The 17,992-nt window shown below is 61.6% G+C and carries 10 protein-coding genes; 5 read left to right on the top strand and 5 right to left on the bottom strand.

The window, feature by feature from the left end:
* Positions 1-24: 24 nt before the first annotated feature.
* The 3 genes from ehuC (at position 25) to ehuA (ending at position 2,269) form a co-directional block, all read left to right on the top strand.
* Positions 25-690 (top strand): ectoine/hydroxyectoine ABC transporter permease subunit EhuC, encoded by a 666-nt coding sequence (gene ehuC / locus ACSQ20_RS19610; protein WP_436023364.1) that lies wholly within the window; start codon positions 25-27, stop codon positions 688-690.
* Positions 687-1,355 carry an ectoine/hydroxyectoine ABC transporter permease subunit EhuD gene (gene ehuD / locus ACSQ20_RS19605; RefSeq protein ID WP_436023362.1) on the top strand — a complete coding sequence of 223 codons (669 nt, stop codon included), beginning with the start codon at positions 687-689 and terminating at the stop codon, positions 1,353-1,355. Before ehuC ends, ehuD begins: the two co-directional genes overlap by 4 nt.
* Before the next feature lie 68 nt (positions 1,356-1,423).
* Positions 1,424-2,269, top strand: a complete 846-nt coding sequence (gene ehuA / locus ACSQ20_RS19600) for an ectoine/hydroxyectoine ABC transporter ATP-binding protein EhuA (RefSeq protein ID WP_436023360.1) — start codon at positions 1,424-1,426, stop codon at positions 2,267-2,269.
* Between the two features lie 288 nt (positions 2,270-2,557).
* Here the strand turns inward: ehuA and ACSQ20_RS19595 are convergent, their stop codons facing one another.
* Positions 2,558-8,899 (bottom strand): hypothetical protein, encoded by a 6,342-nt coding sequence (locus tag ACSQ20_RS19595; protein ID WP_436023358.1) that lies wholly within the window; start codon positions 8,897-8,899, stop codon positions 2,558-2,560.
* A gap of 483 nt (positions 8,900-9,382) precedes the next feature.
* Entirely contained in the window at positions 9,383-10,408 is a 1,026-nt protein-coding gene (locus ACSQ20_RS19590; protein WP_436023356.1) for an AraC family transcriptional regulator, read from the bottom strand.
* A gap of 177 nt (positions 10,409-10,585) precedes the next feature.
* Here ACSQ20_RS19590 and ACSQ20_RS19585 point away from each other — a divergent pair, with 177 nt between their 5' ends.
* Positions 10,586-11,719: an acyl-CoA dehydrogenase family protein gene (locus ACSQ20_RS19585; RefSeq protein WP_436023354.1), complete on the top strand. Its 1,134-nt coding sequence runs from the start codon at positions 10,586-10,588 to the stop codon at positions 11,717-11,719.
* Here ACSQ20_RS19585 and ACSQ20_RS19580 read toward each other — a convergent pair.
* Entirely contained in the window at positions 11,700-14,000 is a 2,301-nt protein-coding gene (locus tag ACSQ20_RS19580; protein ID WP_436023352.1) for a ShET2/EspL2 family type III secretion system effector toxin, read from the bottom strand. The two genes, ACSQ20_RS19585 and ACSQ20_RS19580, sit on opposite strands and share 20 nt — an antisense overlap.
* A gap of 514 nt (positions 14,001-14,514) precedes the next feature.
* On the opposite strand from ACSQ20_RS19580, the gene ACSQ20_RS19575 reads away from it, so the two are divergent.
* A complete protein-coding gene (locus ACSQ20_RS19575; RefSeq protein WP_436023350.1) occupies positions 14,515-15,525 on the top strand; it encodes a T6SS immunity protein Tli4 family protein in 1,011 nt (336 codons plus the stop codon).
* Positions 15,526-15,567: 42 nt separating this feature from the next.
* On the opposite strand, the gene ACSQ20_RS19570 is transcribed toward ACSQ20_RS19575, so the two are convergent.
* Positions 15,568-16,347 (bottom strand): IclR family transcriptional regulator domain-containing protein, encoded by a 780-nt coding sequence (locus ACSQ20_RS19570; RefSeq protein ID WP_436023348.1) that lies wholly within the window; start codon positions 16,345-16,347, stop codon positions 15,568-15,570.
* Positions 16,348-16,377: 30 nt separating this feature from the next.
* On the bottom strand, positions 16,378-17,682 hold the full coding sequence (gene shiA / locus ACSQ20_RS19565) for a shikimate transporter (protein WP_436023346.1): 1,305 nt from the start codon (positions 17,680-17,682) through the stop codon (positions 16,378-16,380).
* Positions 17,683-17,992 lie beyond the last annotated feature (310 nt).

Raw genomic sequence — 17,992 nt, 5'->3', positions numbered from 1 at the left:
AACCCGCCAAGCCAAGGAAACGCCATGTCCGAATTGCTCCCTTTGCTGTTGCGCGGCACGCTCGTCACGGTGGAAATCGCAGCGCTCGGCACGCTGCTCGCCATCGTCATGGCGTTCGTTGCCACTGCAGCCAAGCTTTCGCCTTTCGCACCGCTGCGCTGGATCGGCAATGTGTATGTGGAAGTGTTTCGCGGCACGTCGTTGCTCGTGCAGCTTTTCTGGTTCTTCTTCGTGCTGCCGCTGCCGCCCATCAGCTTCAGCATGACGCCGTTTTCAGTAGCCATCGTCGGTCTCGGTCTGCATTACGGCGCATACGGCTCCGAAATTTTGCGCGGCGCGCTGCGTTCGGTCCCAGGTGGGCAGTTCGAAGCCGCGCTGGCGCTGAATATGTCGCCGCTCACGCGCATTCGCCGCATCATCCTCCCGCAGGCGATGGTCAATGCGCTACCACCGGCGACCAACCTGATGATCGAATTGCTCAAAGGCACGTCGCTCGTTTCGCTGATCACGTTGTCCGATTTGTCTTTTCGCGCGCGTCAACTCGATGAAGCGACGTTCAAGACCGCCGAGATCTTCATGCTCACGCTCGTGATCTATTTCGTGCTCGCTCAACTGCTGGCCACCGTCATGCGGCACTTCGAACGGCGTGCTGGCCACGGCTACGGCGTCGCACGCGGAGGTGCGAAATGAACGATGCGAACCGCCTCTTCGATCTCGGCTACGCCGAGCGCATCTTTCCCGCGCTCATTCATGCTTCGGTCTATACGATCGGCATCACGCTTGTCGGCTTCGCCATCGCACTGGTGCTGGGCCTTGTGTTTGCGGTGCTTCGGCGCAGCCCGATCAAGGCCGTCTCGCGTACCGTGGCCTTCATCGTCGAATTCATTCGCAGCACACCGCTTCTGATTCAGGTCTATGTTCTTTTTTATGTGCTGCCTGTCTATGGCGTGACGATGTCCGCTTTGGCGGCGGGCACGCTCGGCATTGCACTGCATTACGCGTGCTACACGTCAGAGGTTTACCGCGCCGGCTTGAATGGTGTCGCGCGCGGTCAGTGGGAAGCGGCATGTGCGCTTTCGCTTTCGCCGTGGCGCACTTATCGAGGCATTGTGCTGCCGCAGGCGATACGCCCCGTCATTCCGGCACTTGGCAACTACCTCGTGGCGATGTTCAAGGATACACCCGTGCTCTCGGCGATCACTGTCGTCGAACTGATGCAGCAAGCGAAAAACATCGGCTCCGAAACATTCCGTTACCTTGAGCCCATCACGCTTGCCGGCATCTTCTTTCTGATCATCAGCGTGAGCTTCGCAGCACTCGTGCGACGCGTCGAGCGCGCAGTGAGGCTACCGTGAAAACGCCCGTTGACACGCCGCAAAGCACATCTCCCCCACCAAACGCTACCTCAGTCATGGAGCCCCGCATGAAGCGAGACGACGAACGCGCACTCGGCCAGCCGCACGACGACACGATTCAAGCGCCGGCGAGCGTGCATGCCGCACCGATGGTGCGTTTCAGTGGTGTCACAAAGCGTTATGGTGCGTTGACCGTACTCGACGCGCTCGATCTCGAAGTGGCGCCCAACGAAAAGGTGGCCATCATCGGACCGAGCGGCTCCGGCAAGTCGACGTTGCTGCGCGTGCTGATGACGCTCGATCCACTCACGAGCGGCATGATCGAAGTCGATGGCGAACCGCTTACGCACATGCAGCGTAATGGTCAGCTCGTGCCGGCATCGCTGCGCCATTTGCGCGCCGTGCGCAGCAAGATCGGCATGGTGTTCCAGTCGTTCAATCTTTTTCCGCACATGACCGCGCTGCAAAACACGATCGAAGCGCCGATGCATGTGCTCGGCCTCGGACGCAAGGAAGCGGTGGAGCGAGCTCGCGAATTGCTTTCGCTGGTTGGGCTCGCGGATAAATGCGAGCATTATCCATCGCAGTTGTCAGGCGGCCAGCAGCAGCGCGTCGCGATTGCGCGAGCGCTGGCGATGCGCCCGAAGGTGATGCTGTTCGATGAAGTGACGTCCGCGCTCGATCCCGAGTTGTGCGGCGAAGTGCTCAGCGTCATTCGGCGGCTTGGCGAAGAACATAATCTGACGATGCTGATGGTCACGCATCAAATGGGTTTTGCAAAGGATTTTGCCGATCGTGTCTGCTTCTTTTCGCAAGGCAAGATCATCGAGCAAGGCCCGCCTCAGGAATTCTTCTCCGATCCGAAGCACGAACGGACCCGGCAGTTTCTGCGCGCCGTGCGCGAAGCGCTCTAAGCGCCTAGTCAACGCCCAGGCCATTGCCGCGCGGGCAATTCGAATTCGTCCGCGCCGACGATGCGCGTCGCGCGCATCGTTGATGGACCTGGATAGTGTGAACACGCCCTAAGGCGAGTTCGCCCACCGCACAATTCGTTAATGGTCAGCGCCTGCGAAGATTATGTAGCCGCTTTCGACTTTTTGTATAGGTGCTTTCCGACAAGCGAACAACGTCGTCATAGCCTACGGTTGACACCGATTCACGCGACACGACATAAATCGGGACGTGAAAAGTAGTCGCCCGCCTCATTCCTCCAGATTGCCCGTTTGGATCGTGCGCTCGACCAACGCCACTACGTCCGCGTAATGCGCCCGCTCATCAGTGGCCGTGGGCGGCATGACACCCAGTACACTATCGGAATACCGGCGCACATCAACCACGATGTTTCGCAACAGCGTTTCAACGGCGTCGAAGTCTATCTCGTACCACTCCGGCGGTCCACTCCCCTGTTTGTCGCCGAGTAGTCGTGCGGCGACCTCATCGGTCGCCCGTAGCGCTCGCGCGATATGTTCGTTCGCGTCCGGGTTGCCATCTTTGTCGACTCCGTACTCTTCCGACGCCGTCGTTTTTCGTGCCGCCGTGGCAATGAGCATTTTCCGCCAGACTGGCAACGACTTTCTCGTTTGCGTGACAGCCTGGATGATGAAGCCCTCCAGGTGCTCGAGCTGGGTCAGGTTGCCAGGAGGAGTGTCGTCAAAACTTTCCGCATGCAGTCTCGCCGTCCGAACCCTCCCTGCAATGCTGTGGTCGCTAAATGTGGCCATCGGGTTCTCGGTGGGTTGTAGCCCGCCCAGCAACTGCACGAGGCCCCACAGGCGGTAGCTGGTCTCCCGAGCGGTGCCGTCATACCTCGTTTCAGCCGCGATGCCGGCCGCACGCTCGAACAGGACTTTCTGCGGAGCAGACGGCGGCACTTTCGCAACGACCGGCGGATTGACCGCGTCCCACCACTGCCGCAACCAGTCGGCCGCGCGCTCGTATCCCGGGATGTCGACGAGTGCACCGGGCAGATGCCCTCGAACGAGACGACTCAGTTGCCGCAGGTCGAACGAGAACCTCAGCAAGCTGCCTTGTGGAGCAAGCGCTCCGATCCCGGTCAGACGATAAGCTCTCGCCACTTCCGCACGCAACGACGCGATGCGTGCGCGCCACGCGGCAATGTCGTTGGCGCTCATCCCGGCTTGACCGGCCCGCTCTCGTTCGGCCAAGTAGCGCTGAAAGTGGCTGAAATCAAGATCGAGATCGCGCAACCTCGCTTCCGCGGCAGGTAGACGCTCGCCGCTCTCGATCGGGGCACCACGCGCGCGATCGAGCGCCGCGATCGCCATCTCGAGATTCTGATGAAAGGCGGCTAGAACAAGGGCGTATCCGGCATTGCCCCTTGCCCGGCGTATGACTGTCTCGAGACCGAAGCCGGTAGTACCAAAGCCCGCCGTTATGCGCCTTAGCGTATCCGTTACGCGTTCACGCAAGCCGCGCAGCCCTCCTTTGAGCTTGTCGACGTCCGGCGTGGCGCCGCGATCGAGTTCGCGTAATGCCTCAATTAGTGCAAGCGCGTCATCGCGACGCGCCGCTTCGATCGCGGTAATCTCATCGCCGATGGGCCTCAGCGACGATTCGCGGTCGCGGGCGACCGATAGCTCCGCGGCGCTGCGCATCGCCGGCACTGCCGCGGACGAGGACGATTGAAGGAGCAGCAACGCTCGTCTAAGCAGCCTCTTGCGCTGTTCGTTGAGTTCGATCTGGCGTGCATCGGCCTCGTATCTGCGTGTGGTCATGTCCCCAACCGCTTTCGTTCCTCGGTTAGCCGTCAGCTCAACCGGACGCGGATAAGCCGACTCCTTGACGTGATCGGGAGCGACGCCTCGCTTCGGCCTGGATACCGGATAGAAGACCGGCGCGTTGTGGCTGTTGTCCGGCGTCGCATCCATGACCGACGCAAGTTCATCAAGCACGCGAGCGAGACGATCGAGGTAATATCCGGCGATATCAGTCGCCGTGGGCCTCGGCGGGTCCGGTTCCTCCGCGGAATCCCTCTCTCCAATCGGCTTTGGCGCCACCGCTGGCTCGGACGTCGACGATCGCGGCGGTACCGGCAATTCAGGCGTCCCGGGGGACGCAGGTCCGCCCGGGCCCGCAGTACGTTCCGACAGGCGCGGCTCCACTTTGCCGCCACGATTTCCCGGTACGCCAGGGTTCCCCGGCGATCGCTCTCCCTCCGATGGCGGCAACCGCTTTGTACCTCCGCTCGGGCGCGAACCGCGCGCCTGCGTGTCGTCGCGACGCTGGGCAGCTCCGCCCGATGGCGCCTTCGGTAGAGGGGGCGTGTTGCCTCCGGACGAGCCAGCTCCTGACGGCGGATCATCGGGGTCGTCGTCAGGGTCCTGTTCGCCCTGCGCATCACGGGCTTCGACCAACACGGCGTCCGGTCGATCGCGATAGACCGTGACGAGCAACTCGCGCAATTCGGCGATGCATCGTGCATAGTCAAGCGAAGCGTCGTCGGCGAACACGCGCGGATACTCTGGCAAGTCCGTCAGCGCTTCGACATCCAGCCACTCGCGCGCGAGCTCGACGAGTTCCTGCACGACGCGCTGCGCAAACGCGTCGTCGCGACTGGGGCCTCGCACGGATGCATCGAGCTGGCCGAGTTCGCCAAAAAACATGCCGTAGTAGCGCACGACTCGCAACAATTCGTTTTCCGCGCCATCGCCGCGAAACAGGTTGTTGGGGCTGTCGGGATCGATCGTGCCGGCAATTGCCGGCGATTGGGGGCCGTGGCCCACCGCGTCCCTCGCACGCGCGTCGAAGCGTAGACCCTCCAGGTCCTTTATCTTGAGCTCGACGATACGACCGACCTCATCGACGATGACGATAAGGTTTTGCGAGTGCAGCTCGGCATGATGAAACGTCTCGGTCTGGATATCCCATAGCAGCTGCGCCACCCGCGGCGCGAACTCGTTGTCGATCCATGCCTGTTGCGTGCCGCACCGCTCGAAGAGCCGCTGCCCGAGTTCTGTCTCTGCGAACTCGGGATCGAATACGGTATGCGCGGCGAGCGCGTGATCGCCGCTGCGAAAACCACGTGAGGCCGTCGGAACACGTCGCAACAGCATGCTGATGGGTGGTTGACCTTCGAACTGCACAACGACCCCGGCTGGCTCTTCGCAGTATTGGGCGACGCCGTACAGCGCTTCACTCATCGCCACCGCCTTCTCGATATGGACAGGCAGCAAATCCTTGCCCGGTGTTCGAACGCTGCGCGACGGATATTTGAACTCCCAAGGTCCCTCTTCCGTATCGCAAAGAACGCTGCGACGCGAGTCGAGCAAGGCAGCCGGAAAATAGCCGTCGGGCGGCCTGCCAAGCTCCATCCCTACTCGACGGATATCCGACGTGCTCAAATAATGCGCAACGAACCGCACACATCCGGCGGCGCCGCGAAGCGGCTCGGCTGTCGCGTCACCGAAGACAGTCAGGGACCCCCCCGTCGCGGCCAGCGCCTGCGGGTCGATATCCCAATAGGGTGCCCATCCGGCTCGATTCTCGCTGATCCATTCGCGATAGGCGATCTCGGCCGTGCCATATTCGCGGCGGGTGCGCTCGCGGTCGAAGTCGATCAGCCGTTCGTCGGGGCGTGCGCCGTTATAGCGCTGCTGCGTTTGGAGATACTCACGCGCATATTCAACAAGCGGTGCGTGAGGACCCTCGACCGGCGCGGAGAAGATTGCTGCTTCGGCGCTCGCGGACGGCGTCGTGAGTTCGGGCCACCCCGGCGCGATTGTCCACTGGCCGTCGAACATGCGACGAGCGGGATCGAACGCGTCCAGCGTGGGCTCGCCAAGCGGATCCCTGATTGTCGGGTTCACAAGCGAGCGGTTTGGGTCAAACCATGACGCCAATGCGTCGATCTCAGAGGGGCGGGCTGGATTGAGCGGATCGAAGTCGGTACCGACGCCGCCACGAAGGCCTTGCATGACTTGCAATGCATGGTCGTACGCTGCAAACCCCGCCTTGAGCACGCGCCCGGGCTCGTATCCTCCGCCTTCGTCGCCGCTGACCGGGGAGACGCCCAACGGCGTCTCGAGCACGGTCGCCCGGCCACCCGCCACGGCGCTCCACCGTTCGATGCTGACGGGCCCGCTCGGAAAGCGGCCGGGATCGATGGCAAGGACCTGCAACGTCCCGTCCTCGTCGCGAACGCAGACTGTCATCGCCACGCGAATGCGCACACCGTCGGGATCGAAGACCCAGACTTTTCCGTTCGGCTCGATTCCTCTTCCCCTTGCCTCGTGCACCGCGATTTCCGCGCATGCGGTTGCCCCTCGGGGTACGCCCCAAACGAGGTTCGGATGAGCGGCAAGATGCGCATGCAGCGCCCGTGCATCCTCGAGCGATTGAGGTGTGGCGCGTGTCGCAGGCGCGATGCGCGCACGCACGGCCACGACATCCGATCGCGGTTCGTGGACCACTCGTGCGCTGAGCGCGGCGAGGCTCAGCGACAACGACGTGAGCGTGCCTACCTCATCGTGCTCGTCACCGGCAATGGCAACTTCCACGATCCGTCGTCTTGCATCTTGCGCGACGGCGGCCACCGCCCCCTTTTCGCCGTCCCAACCGAACGCACCGCTCGGAAGCCATCGACCGATCGTAACGGCATCGCGCATCCCGCCCGTCGAGATGGCCTCGTTCGAATCGCCGAGCATCGAGGTCACTGCTCGCAGTGCGTCTGCCACGTCGATCAGAACGGGCGTCTGCGCAGCGGCATCGATCATTTGTGCATAGTGTCGCTCAGTGGCTTCGTCGAGGCGCACGAATCCGTCCCGCGCGAGCACCAATGCGATTCGTGCGGCCTCGGCATCGCTCGCCCATGGCGCTTCTGCGCTGCCGTCCGCGTTCCGGGCCGCTATCGCAAGTCCGGCAAACGAAGGATCGATCAGATAGCGTTGTTCGCCTACGCGCACGATGGCGAACTGGTGACTGACTGGAAGCCCGAATAGAGCATTGCTATCCACGCAAGCTGTTGCCACGTTCTCCGCGGCGTTCCCCGCGTACGAGGCAAACGAAAGCGCTGCAACCCGCGCACGCGCCGAGTCGTCCGCGAACGGGCGTGCGTCGTCGACAGCGGCTTGCACCAGGATGCGCCAATCCCCGGTCGTCGGATGGCCGCTCCGCACTGCCTGGTACGCGGCCATGCGGCGGCCCGGCGGCGTACGGTCGACCGAAGCCGGATCCGCCAGCAGACGCTCGATTTCGGCAAGGCGCTCGGGGTGCGGCCCCTGCGGCGCCCGGGCACGCTCGGGAGATCCCAACCGCTTCGCGACGAGATTGACGCTGGCGATTTCTCTGAGTTGGGCGATTACCTGCAGTATCTGCCCCTCAAGCATATCGGGCTCGCGCGGCGGGAGGTCGGTCGCCTCGTAGTCGACGACGGGATCGCACAGGTAGACGCGACCGTCCGCGTCGTAACCGAGTTCCGGATCGTTGAATTCGGGGTCGTTGTGAAACGGCCGTCGAAGTTCGATCAACTCGCGAATTTTGTCGAGGTCCTCGATCGTTCGCTCGTTGAAACTCGTGGTCCGGCTGTGATCGAGCGCGAAGCGAGCGCCCCCGGCAAGTCTCCCGTGAGCCGTTTCGTCCGACTCGGCGAACACCAGGACGTCTTTGTCGGTCCCCTCCCACAAATCCAGGTACTGCGCGACAAGCCCGCTTTGCAACCGCCGAGGCGGCCCGTAGTAGGCTTGCACGGGGAATCCCTCCTCCCGCCGACGTTCGAGGACCCGTTTCCCGCGCGCGAGGAGCGCTGGCGCATCGACATCGTCGAAGAAGACTTTGGCAGCCCATCGTCCGGCCAGACGAAAGACGACCCCCTCCTCCCCCCACCCGAGCACCTCTCCTAAGAGAGACTCGGGGCGCACGGCGCGCGCGGTACCGTCCGCATCGACTGTCACGATCTCGCCATCGCGCATTTCCGCATTCGCAAGCGCCGGCGTCTGCTCTGCCCTTCGAGGAACGAAACGGCGAATAGGGCCGTCGCCGCGTATGATGCGCTGCCCATTCGGACCGCGCGCGATGACGGGCTCCTGCACCAGAACTTCGCGGCCGGTAATGGTCGCCCAACGTTGAGCGAGCGACGCCGGTCCCCCCTCGACAGCGCCGTCGACGACGAGGTAAAACGGCTTGTGGCGATCCGCAAGCCCGAGCGATGCCACGATGGCCTCATGAATCGAGATCGCGTTGCCGTCGCGATCGAGCAAGGTAGCGTCGTCGCCCGCGGCTCCGATCACCGTGCTGTAGCCGTCGGGACCGCGCACACTGAACATACCAGGCGGTCCGGCCATGAACGAAGCGGTCGGCAGCTCCGGGGGCAACCAGCGCAACGAGTCAGGAGACACCTCCTGTCCACTGTCGTCGCCATCGTCATCGGGCCCAGGCGTGGCGCGCGAGCCAGGATCGTTCGGCGGAGGCTGTTGGGGCGGAACGCCCCCCGATTGCCCTCGCGGCGTCCGGTCTTGCGTTGGCGTCTCAGGGGCGGCTTCGCGACGCCGCGGCGCCTCATCGGAACCGGTGCCACGAACCGGCGGCATGCCGTGCTCCTCCATCAAAGGAAGTAAACGCGGTTGCGGCGAGCGGGCGCGCGGCGCTGTGCCTGCTCCACTACCGTCGCCCACGGTAGATTCGCCTGACGGCACGCGGCTGGGCATCCCGGGTCGTGGTGGCGCGATCGTGGCGCTCGTCCGCTTCAACATCTTCACCGATTCTCTACTTGTGACTCAGCGATCAGGTTACGCGGGCAGCCAGCCACATTTTCGGTTACAAGCGAAGCCGTCGCCAAGACGCCGAACCGCTCGGCCGCGCCCGATGAGCTCGCTTTTATCCCTCCTCCTGCGGGGTCGTCTTATTCAACCGGTTTCGCCCCCGCCATCTTATAGAGCGTCTGCAGGATGTAGTTGAAGAGCTTGTGCAACGACAGTGTCGGCGGGCGGGCGGCGGGCGATCCGCGCGCCAGCCACGGCTCAGATGCTGGGCGTCGGGGCGCGCGTGCCCCATGGCGTTTTCGGCGTCGGCCCCTAGCTCGTACGGGACGACGGCTTCTCTCGTCGATAGTCGCTTGGCCGCGCGCCCGTCCATTTTCTAAACGCGCGATGAAATGCGCTCGGCTCGGCAAAGCCGATCGATTCAGCGATCTCGGCAATCGTCGCGCTCCCCGCTTGCAACGCGGTGATCGCCATGTCCCGCCGCAGCGCATCCTTGATCGATTGGTAGGTGTAGCCCTCGCGCTTCAAATGGCGGCGCATCGTTGCCTCAGCCACGCGCATCTCGGCCGCCAATGCGTCGGCGGCCGGCCACTGCCCGAACGGCCGTGCACGCAAGGCCCGACGCACATGCGCGCCCAGGGAATCGGGGTTGCGATATTTGACGATGAAGCTCGCGGGTGCCTCCCGCAAAAACACTTTCAACGACTCCGCTGTTTGCACGACCGGCAAATCGACGAAGACCGGAGCGAGATCGACATAGGACTCCGGCTGAGCGAAGGCTAGATTCTCGCAGAACATCAACCGATATTCGTGGCCGGCCGCCGGTTCGACACATCGAAAGCGGGCCGACAGTACCGGAATACGTCGGCCCACGAGCCAACACACGACGCCGTAGACGACGATGAAATACGTCGCGTAAGCAAACATCTCCTTGTCCGGCACACCGGCACGCAACCGATAGCGCAAGCGCACGCGTTCGCTCGTCGAATCGATTTCGACCGAGAGGTCGTCAAGCACGAGCCGCATGAAACCCACCGCACGCGCCAATGCCTGAGCGCCGTTGCGTGCGCTCAACGCCGACTGACACATCGCGATGAAGCTGCCGCTTTTCATCGGATGCGAATCCTGGCCAAAAAACTCGTCATCGAGCGTTCGCCCGATCGCATTCCAAAGCGCACCGTATTGCGCCGACGAGACGCGCGCTGTAGGCGACGTCAGCAGCTTCGGTGCGATGCCGGCGGCATCGAGTAACGGCAGCGAGTCCGCGCCGCGCCGCGCGGCGCACCGGAGTGCCTCTTCGACGAGGCTGACAGCAATGGTCCCTTTCTCTTTGTTCATCGACATCGTTGTCCGGTGGCAAATGCGCTCATGCAAATTGAGCGGCTTGAGCATCGAAAGCCACGTGCAGCCTTCATACACTTCGTCGCGTGACAGTGTAAGACGCGCGAGGATTCCCGCCAAGCCAGCGTGGGCTCAGGACGTCAGAACGCGAGATCGAGAGGCAGGGGGCCTACCATGAACGATATCTATACCGATGAACAAAGAATGGTTCGCGACGCCGCGCGCGAGTTTGCTGTCGCCTGCTTGGCGCCGCATGCGGCAACGTGGGACCGAAATGGCGCGTTGCCGCAGCAGATCGTCACGCAGATGGGCGAACTCGGCCTGCTCGGCATGATGGTGCCGTCCGAGTTCGGCGGGACTTATACCGATTACGTGGCTTATGCACTTGCGATCGAGGAAATCGCCGCGGGCTGCGCCGCTTGCGCCACGCTGATGAGCGTCCATAATTCCGTTGGCTGCGGCCCGATCTTGCAATTCGGCAACGCGGCGCAGCACGAGCGTTGGCTACACGAACTCGCGCTCGGCAAGACCATCGGCGCGTTCTGCCTGACTGAGCCGCAGGCAGGCTCGGAAGCAAACAACCTCAAGACGCGTGCAACGTTCGATAACGGCCACTGGACACTCACCGGCAGCAAGCAATTCGTGACGAACGGCATGCGTGCGGGCGTTGCTGTCGTGTTTGCCGTCACCGATCCCGAGCTCGGAAAACGCGGCATCTCCGCTTTTATCGTGCCGACCGACACGCAGGGTTTTCATGTTGGCCGCCCGGAGAAAAAGCTTGGCATCCGCGCATCGGACACCTGCCCGATTACGCTCGATCGCTGCACCGTGTCTGACGAGAACTTGCTGGGTATCCGAGGTGAAGGGCTCAAGATCGCGTTGTCGAATCTCGAGGGCGGGCGTATCGGCATCGCGGCGCAGGCGGTCGGCATTGCGCGTGCATCATTCGAAGCGGCGCGCCGATATGCCGAAGAACGCATTCAATTTGGCAAGGCCATCAGAGAGCATCAAGCCATTGCGAACATGCTCGCCGATATGGCTACGCGCCTGAACGCCGCGCGGTTGCTCGTGCACCATGCGGCGCGTTTGCGCAGCGACGGGCGGCCATGTCTGTCGGAGGCATCGCAGGCAAAGCTCTTTGCATCGGAAGCCGCCGAGGAGATTTGCTCAAAAGCAATTCAGATTCACGGCGGATACGGCTACCTCGAGGATTACCCGGTGGAACGCCATTACCGCGACGCGCGCATCACGCAGATATACGAAGGCACGAGCGAGGTTCAGCGGATGGTCATCGCGCGAGCGATGTAGCACGTTCCAAAACTTGCTGAGGACTACTTACGGCTTGCAAGCGCTCGTCTCCGACGCTGAGCAGATAGTCCGCGTCGCTCCTCGATATCGTGCCGCTTGCCTGCACCGCATACACAACCTGTGCGAAGGCATCGCACGCCGCAGTGCGCTTTTCCTCGGTGGCGACAGCGAACGCCCGTCTGCCGTCGCTCGTACGCGCATCAAGCAAAGCGATAACTTGCTCGCGCGTCAACGCCGCTGCAAGAAAGGGGGAAGCAAGCAGTTTACCGATCAGTCCTACCGTCCGAGCTTGGTCGTGTAGCAGCGCGGACGCGAGCGCGTCTGTGCCGTCGCTCCTGCGCGCACGCAGTAATTCGAACACGCGTTCGGGTGCAATCGCGCCGTGCTCGACCAGTTTGTCGAGCGCCTTGCAATACGTCAATGCGGCGACCGAAAGTCCGTGCCACATCGCGTAGTGAAAAGCCGACAACCCGTGCGTGGTCCGACTGCCATCGCCATCGGGCCAGCGCGCGGCGAATGCTGTCGCGGCTTCGTCGCGGGACAGCCAGCCTTCGTGAACACCCATTTGCAGCATATGGCTGAATGCAACGAAGGCAAGCTCGCCGTTCTCCGAGAGCGCATGCGCGGCAGCGGGCGCACTGCCTGAATTGCGCCCCTCGAGCAATTCGAGCGCTTGCGCGCCAGACAGCAGGCCGGCCTCGCACAACTCACCGATCACGCGGCCGGCCGCGAGAACCGCGTTGCGATGCCCTCCCGCACAGGCGAGCGTCATACCGGACACGCCGTCTTTGCCTCGTGCGGCCAGCATTGCCATGCGCTCTTGCGCACTGTTGCACGATGCGACGCATTCGCGCAGCACCTCCGGGGTGAGCTCACCCGATTGAAACAACATATGGACGGCGCCGGGCGTCATGCGCTCGCCATCGGCCAGGAAACGACTTAGGACTACTGAGTTATCCGTGCTATTCGCAGCCGACCTTGTGATTTTCCTGTCGGCGAAATTCGGCGGCACCGCGATGAACTCCGATACGCAATGCGATTCCACGGAGCCGTAGCAGCGCTCGATTCCGTCCGAGTCGAGGAACGTGCCGACCTGCCATTGGGTCACCGCGTCGAGATCGACTTCGACGATACGAGCCGCTTGGTTAGCCGTCATATTCGGGTCGTACAACGTCGCCACATATTCATGCTGTGGCTTGTTTTTTGGCGCAGCGTCGACAGCAAGTTCCACCGCCATCGGATGCCCACTCGTCAGCAGCAAAAACTGCTTATGATCGCCTGGCTGCATTGCCTCGAACTGGCTGCGCATGAACGCACCCCATTGCGAATGCCCCGTAAGGTAACGTTCGCTGCCATGAAGCCGCAACGCGGAGTAATCGCGTTCTGTCTTGAGGCCGGTTACCTCTTCAAGCTTGCCGGCGCTTGATAGCCGTTGCGCCCAAACTTTGGAGAATGGCTGCAGCGCGTTGGCAGCGCGATGTCGTTGAAGCGCTTGCAACCAACCCATGGCAAGGTTGGTACAGACGCGTTGCGCGCCGCGTCCGCGATCGAATACAGCGGAGTCGTTCAAATTGCGACGATCGATCGCACCATAAAGCGTCGATTCAAGATGCAGATGTCCGATCGCCGCGCCTTCGCTGACGACTTCCCGGGTACGAGGATCGCGATACCTGACGTGCATCATTCGCTCGCGGACACCCGCCGCATCGCGACAATAGGCTCGAGCCTCGACGGGGATGTCGATTGTCCGAAGGTTTGCACCGCGTACATGCACCTCTTTGAGCATCGGGTTGGCAAGACGCAATTCACTTCCCGCAAATTCACCGATCTCAATTCGCTCGAGCGCGCGCAATGACGAGATCCACGATGGAAGCAATTTCAATCCCGTGGGCAAACGCAACGTCGTAACGCAACTTGGCGGCTTATCGCGCAGCAGGCGCCTCAGGTCCTGAATGTCGCCAGCGCGCAAATGACTGAGATCCAGTTCACCCCCGTCTCGAAGCAGCGCCTGGCTACGGCCGCCAACGCGCATCGCGCCAAGCAAGCGCGAGAGTCCGGCGCGCGGGGCGCTGGCAATGCTGGTTTTGTTGGCGGCATGCCGAGCCTGATGCGGGGTTTGGGACGGGATATCGGCGAGCGCGGCCCCACCCGCTGCGCGCTCACTGTAACGCGATGACGCGGGTGCCGAGCCAGCCGAGGCGCCGCGCCTCGGCCACTGAAACCCAACTCCAGCTCGGGGTTCGAACAGTCCAGCAGTGGCATTGCGAGTGAAAAATGACATAGCGCGGCCCATCGTCGAATCTAAGTGCCATCAGAAATATCATTGAATTCCACTCGGACCCGAACCAAGCGCGAACCACGCGCCGTTGAAACGAAAGTTCGTGGCCGAAGATCTCGCAGCGACAGCATCGGGTGCGGTCTGCAGAAATCTGTCTGGGGCGCGAGCGGGACTACGATTTCCGCGCTTGGCGCATCGGGCTATTCCGAATTGATCTCTCGATATCAAAAATTAATTTGAGATGTCTTGTCGCATTTAGAACGGCTTCACGTTCGCGTGAAAAGCGTTTATGTTCGATCCCTCGCTGCGGCACTCATTCGCTTGACGATGCTTGTTGTCATAGTCGTCAACGCAACGTCGTCTCGCCGCCAAAAACAAGGGATAAACGCATGTCTACCTACTTCGACGGCATCGCCGCCTCGAGATGCATTCCGGGACAGCAGTCGTACTTTACGCTCGGAAGTAAGTGCGTAAGTGGCATGCTTGCCGAGATAGTCCTACCACGAAGGAAAAAAACGTGACCGAAACATTGACCACCCAGATGAGGGCCGTCTGCATCGGCAGATTCGTAATGACAGTCCCTAAGGACATGACGTTCGATGGACGCGTGACGCTCTACTACGATTTGGATGCCGGCTTCAAAACCGTCGATGTAAACATCAAATCGCTCGACGCCACGCCCAAGGCCATGCGAACGCAAACGGACGCAGAGGCCGAAGCAATCGACAAGGGCGATAAAAACTCGGAGACCCAGAAGTCGATGCTGCTGGATCACCGTGTGATTAGTGAGCATATGATCTACCTTCGCAAGCAAGCTGCAATTCTAATGGCGGGGGGAAGCGAGCACGAACTCCATCTTCTAAAGGGAAAGACGCAACTCCTATTAAAGGCAAGATCGTACGAAAACATCCCCGAAGCAGGACGCTATTTGCCCAACGGAAAGGTAGAAACCCCCGAGCAAGTGGCCGAACGTCTCTTCCAACTGGCCAAGCGCATTCACTCCTACGACGATCCCGAAACAGCCGGCCCGGGCTTTTGCCTTGGACCGGTGGTAATCGACAGCGACAATGATGAGGAAATCGCCTCGATGAGTTTCACGACCGACAAATATCCGGGCCTGGTCGTCAGCATCTATAGCAAAGCATTGATGCCAGACGATCCCTCGGAGTATTTGCTCAAACGAATAGCAGCCGCCGAGGCTCACCCCGACATACACGCGTTGCGCCGCGGCACGACCACATTGGGTGGCATGCAAGCGCAGGAGTGGCTTGTCAAAACGTCTGATGGGCACGGCAATGAAGCCCTCGCCTTCGTGGTGGAGTCGGTGCATCGCGAGCCCGCGCTAGAACGCCCCTTGATGTCGATCGAACTCGATACAGGTGGCCAACTTACCAATGGCCCCAACTCGGGGCAATACGTTGGTTCGTCCTTAACGCCGCACGAGGCCGTCGCCGTGTGGGACACCATCGTCTCTTCCGTTCGCATTCGACCGAACGCAATCAGACCTAAAACCAACACCGGTGCATAGCCACGTGCAGATGAACTCACGCGTCTGGCTAACCTATAAGCGCTAAACAACATTCATCATGCCCAGCGCCGCTTCCTGCAAATACGGCAGAACACGCTGCAGCGCCGCTTCGGTCGTCTCCTTGCCAATCGGCATGTTTGTGCTGAGAGCGGCAACTACCTCGCCCTGCCGATTCTTGAGCGGCAATGCAATGCCGCGCACGCCGATTTGCAGCTGTTGTTCGACCACGGCGAACCCATCTACCCGCGCTTGTCGAATCGTTTCGCGCAGACGCGTCTTGTCCGTCAACGTATAGGGCGTCAACGGCGCAAGCTCGACCTTGCCGAGCCATTCACGCACGTCATCCTGGTTCGGCTGATGCGCAAGCAGAACGACCCCGGGCGACGCAAGCGGCGCAGGCACGCGCGCACCCAGCACGAACCCGGTCGTCATGACGCGCGATGCGCCGTTTCGTGCGATGAACACGAGTTCCCATTCATCGAGCACGCTGACATACACCGACTCCTTGAGCACCGCACTCAATTGCTGCAAGTAAGGCTGCACGAGACGCGGCAACCGCGCGGAATCAAAGTACGACCAGCCCACGCGCAGTACCCGCGGCGTCAGGCCGTATAGCTTGCCATCCGTATAAACGTAGCCGAGATGCTCGAGCGTAAGCAAATAGCGGCGCGCCGCCGTGCGCGACAAGCCCGTGCGCACGCCGGCATCGGTCGCCGTCATACGCGCATGTTTGTCATCGAATGCCTCGAGAATCGCGAGCCCTTTTTCGAGCCCGGCGATCCAATCGCGCTTATCGAGCAAAGACGTTCGCTTCGTTGTCAAAGTCGGCCTCAGCGTATGCAGATGCTTCGCTCACCGTTTGCCCATGCGCCATGCAACGACGAATGAGATCAGACAGCCCGCCACGAGATATCCGGCCACCGGATGCCACGAGCCCCCGGCGAACGCAACGAGCGCAGCAGCGATGAAAGGCGTGAAGCCGCCGCCCACGACGCTCGCAACCTGGTAGCCAACGCCCGCGCCGCTATAGCGATACGACGCGCCGAAGAACTCGGTGAACATCGGCTGCTGTACGCTCACGACCATGTCATGCGACAGGTTCGCGAGCAGCACGGCGAACACGACAATCGGCAATGTGGCCCGTGCTTCGAGTGCCATGAAGAACGGCACGGCCGCGAGCGCACCGATCAATGCCCCCGTCAAATAGACGCGCTGCCGACCGAAACGATCCGCCAGCCAGGCAAAGCAGGGAATCGTGACGCAACTGATTGCACCGATCGCGAGACCGATATGCAAAAAGAGCTCGCGCGACAAACCGAGGTTAGCCGTCGAATAGCTGAGCGCGAACGTCGTCACGATATACATCGTGAAGAGCTCGGCAAGCCTCAATGCGATGATCAGCGCGAACGCACCGGGGTGAGTGCGCAATGCTTCGATCACAGGCAAACGCACTTTGCCGTGCCCACGCTCCACGACTTTGACGAACTCCTCCGACTCTTGCATGCTCGAACGAATCCAAAGCGCAATGCCCACCAGCACGATGCTGAAAAGAAACGGCAATCGCCAGCCCCACGACTTGAATGCCGCGTTGTCGATCGATTGACTAATGATGGAAACAATGCCCGTAGACAAGACCAGTCCGACGCCATAGCCCACCTGCACGCCGCTGCTGTAAAACGCCTTTTTCCCGCTGGGTGCGCTTTCAACGGCCATCAGTGCCGCCCCGCCCCATTCGCCGCCGACGGCGAAGCCTTGGATTGCCCGTAGCGTCACGAGCATCACGGGCGCCCACCAGCCGATACTCGCGAACGTCGGCAGCAAGCCGATCATTGCAGTCGACACGCCCATCAACATTACCGTCAACACGAGCATGCGCTTGCGGCCAAGGCGGTCGCCGAAGTGACCGAATACGACACCGCCCAGCGGCCGAAACAAAAAACCCACGCCAAACGTCGCAAACGCGGCGAGCACGCCCATCGCGGGACCGACACTTGGAAAGAACGCCGAATTGAATACAAGGGCCGCGACAATGCCGTAAAGCAAGAAGTCATACCAATCGACGACGGCGCCGACGAAGCTGCCGAGCGCCGCTTTGCGGGCTCGGCTGGCGGCCGGCGAGGACGCGGCGTTATCTACCGCGGGAGCTACTGGAATCATGAGGAATGTCTCCGAATATATTCGAATGCGCCGCCGCATGACGGTTGCTTGGAGCATAAGCGCGACGTCAGCGCGCGCACAATGAATTTGTGCGCCACCGCGTGCGCTAATCGCACTTTTTCGCGCGATAATCGCACGCTTCTCGGGTTAGCACCAACCAGCTCGTTCCCGAAACACGCGACATTTGCGCCACAATGGACCTCGCAATTTTTGCGGCGTATCGCATCCAGTCTCACAAGACGATGTACCGAGTGGTTAAAATTACGCGAGATATCACTGCAGGCAGCAGCTTTGCATGGGGCCCAAGTAA

The organism is Trinickia sp. LjRoot230 (genome assembly GCF_964253315.1).
GTDB lineage: Bacteria > Pseudomonadota > Gammaproteobacteria > Burkholderiales > Burkholderiaceae > Trinickia.
The sequence above is the reverse complement of the archived record's forward strand: the minus strand, read 5'-3'. Positions and strand labels throughout refer to the sequence as shown.

What these genes read in the sequence shown, in the direction of transcription:
- ACSQ20_RS19595 (WP_436023358.1), bottom strand. Translation starts at nt 8,899, where the DNA reads ATGCCGCCGGTTCGTGGCACCGGTTCCGATGAGGCGCCGCGGCGTCGC.
- ehuA (WP_436023360.1), top strand. Translation starts at nt 1,424, where the DNA reads ATGAAGCGAGACGACGAACGCGCACTCGGCCAGCCGCACGACGACACG.
- shiA (WP_436023346.1), bottom strand. Translation starts at nt 17,682, where the DNA reads ATGATTCCAGTAGCTCCCGCGGTAGATAACGCCGCGTCCTCGCCGGCC.
- ehuD (WP_436023362.1), top strand. Translation starts at nt 687, where the DNA reads ATGAACGATGCGAACCGCCTCTTCGATCTCGGCTACGCCGAGCGCATC.
- ACSQ20_RS19590 (WP_436023356.1), bottom strand. Translation starts at nt 10,408, where the DNA reads ATGAACAAAGAGAAAGGGACCATTGCTGTCAGCCTCGTCGAAGAGGCA.
- ehuC (WP_436023364.1), top strand. Translation starts at nt 25, where the DNA reads ATGTCCGAATTGCTCCCTTTGCTGTTGCGCGGCACGCTCGTCACGGTG.
- ACSQ20_RS19580 (WP_436023352.1), bottom strand. Translation starts at nt 14,000, where the DNA reads ATGTCATTTTTCACTCGCAATGCCACTGCTGGACTGTTCGAACCCCGA.
- ACSQ20_RS19585 (WP_436023354.1), top strand. Translation starts at nt 10,586, where the DNA reads ATGAACGATATCTATACCGATGAACAAAGAATGGTTCGCGACGCCGCG.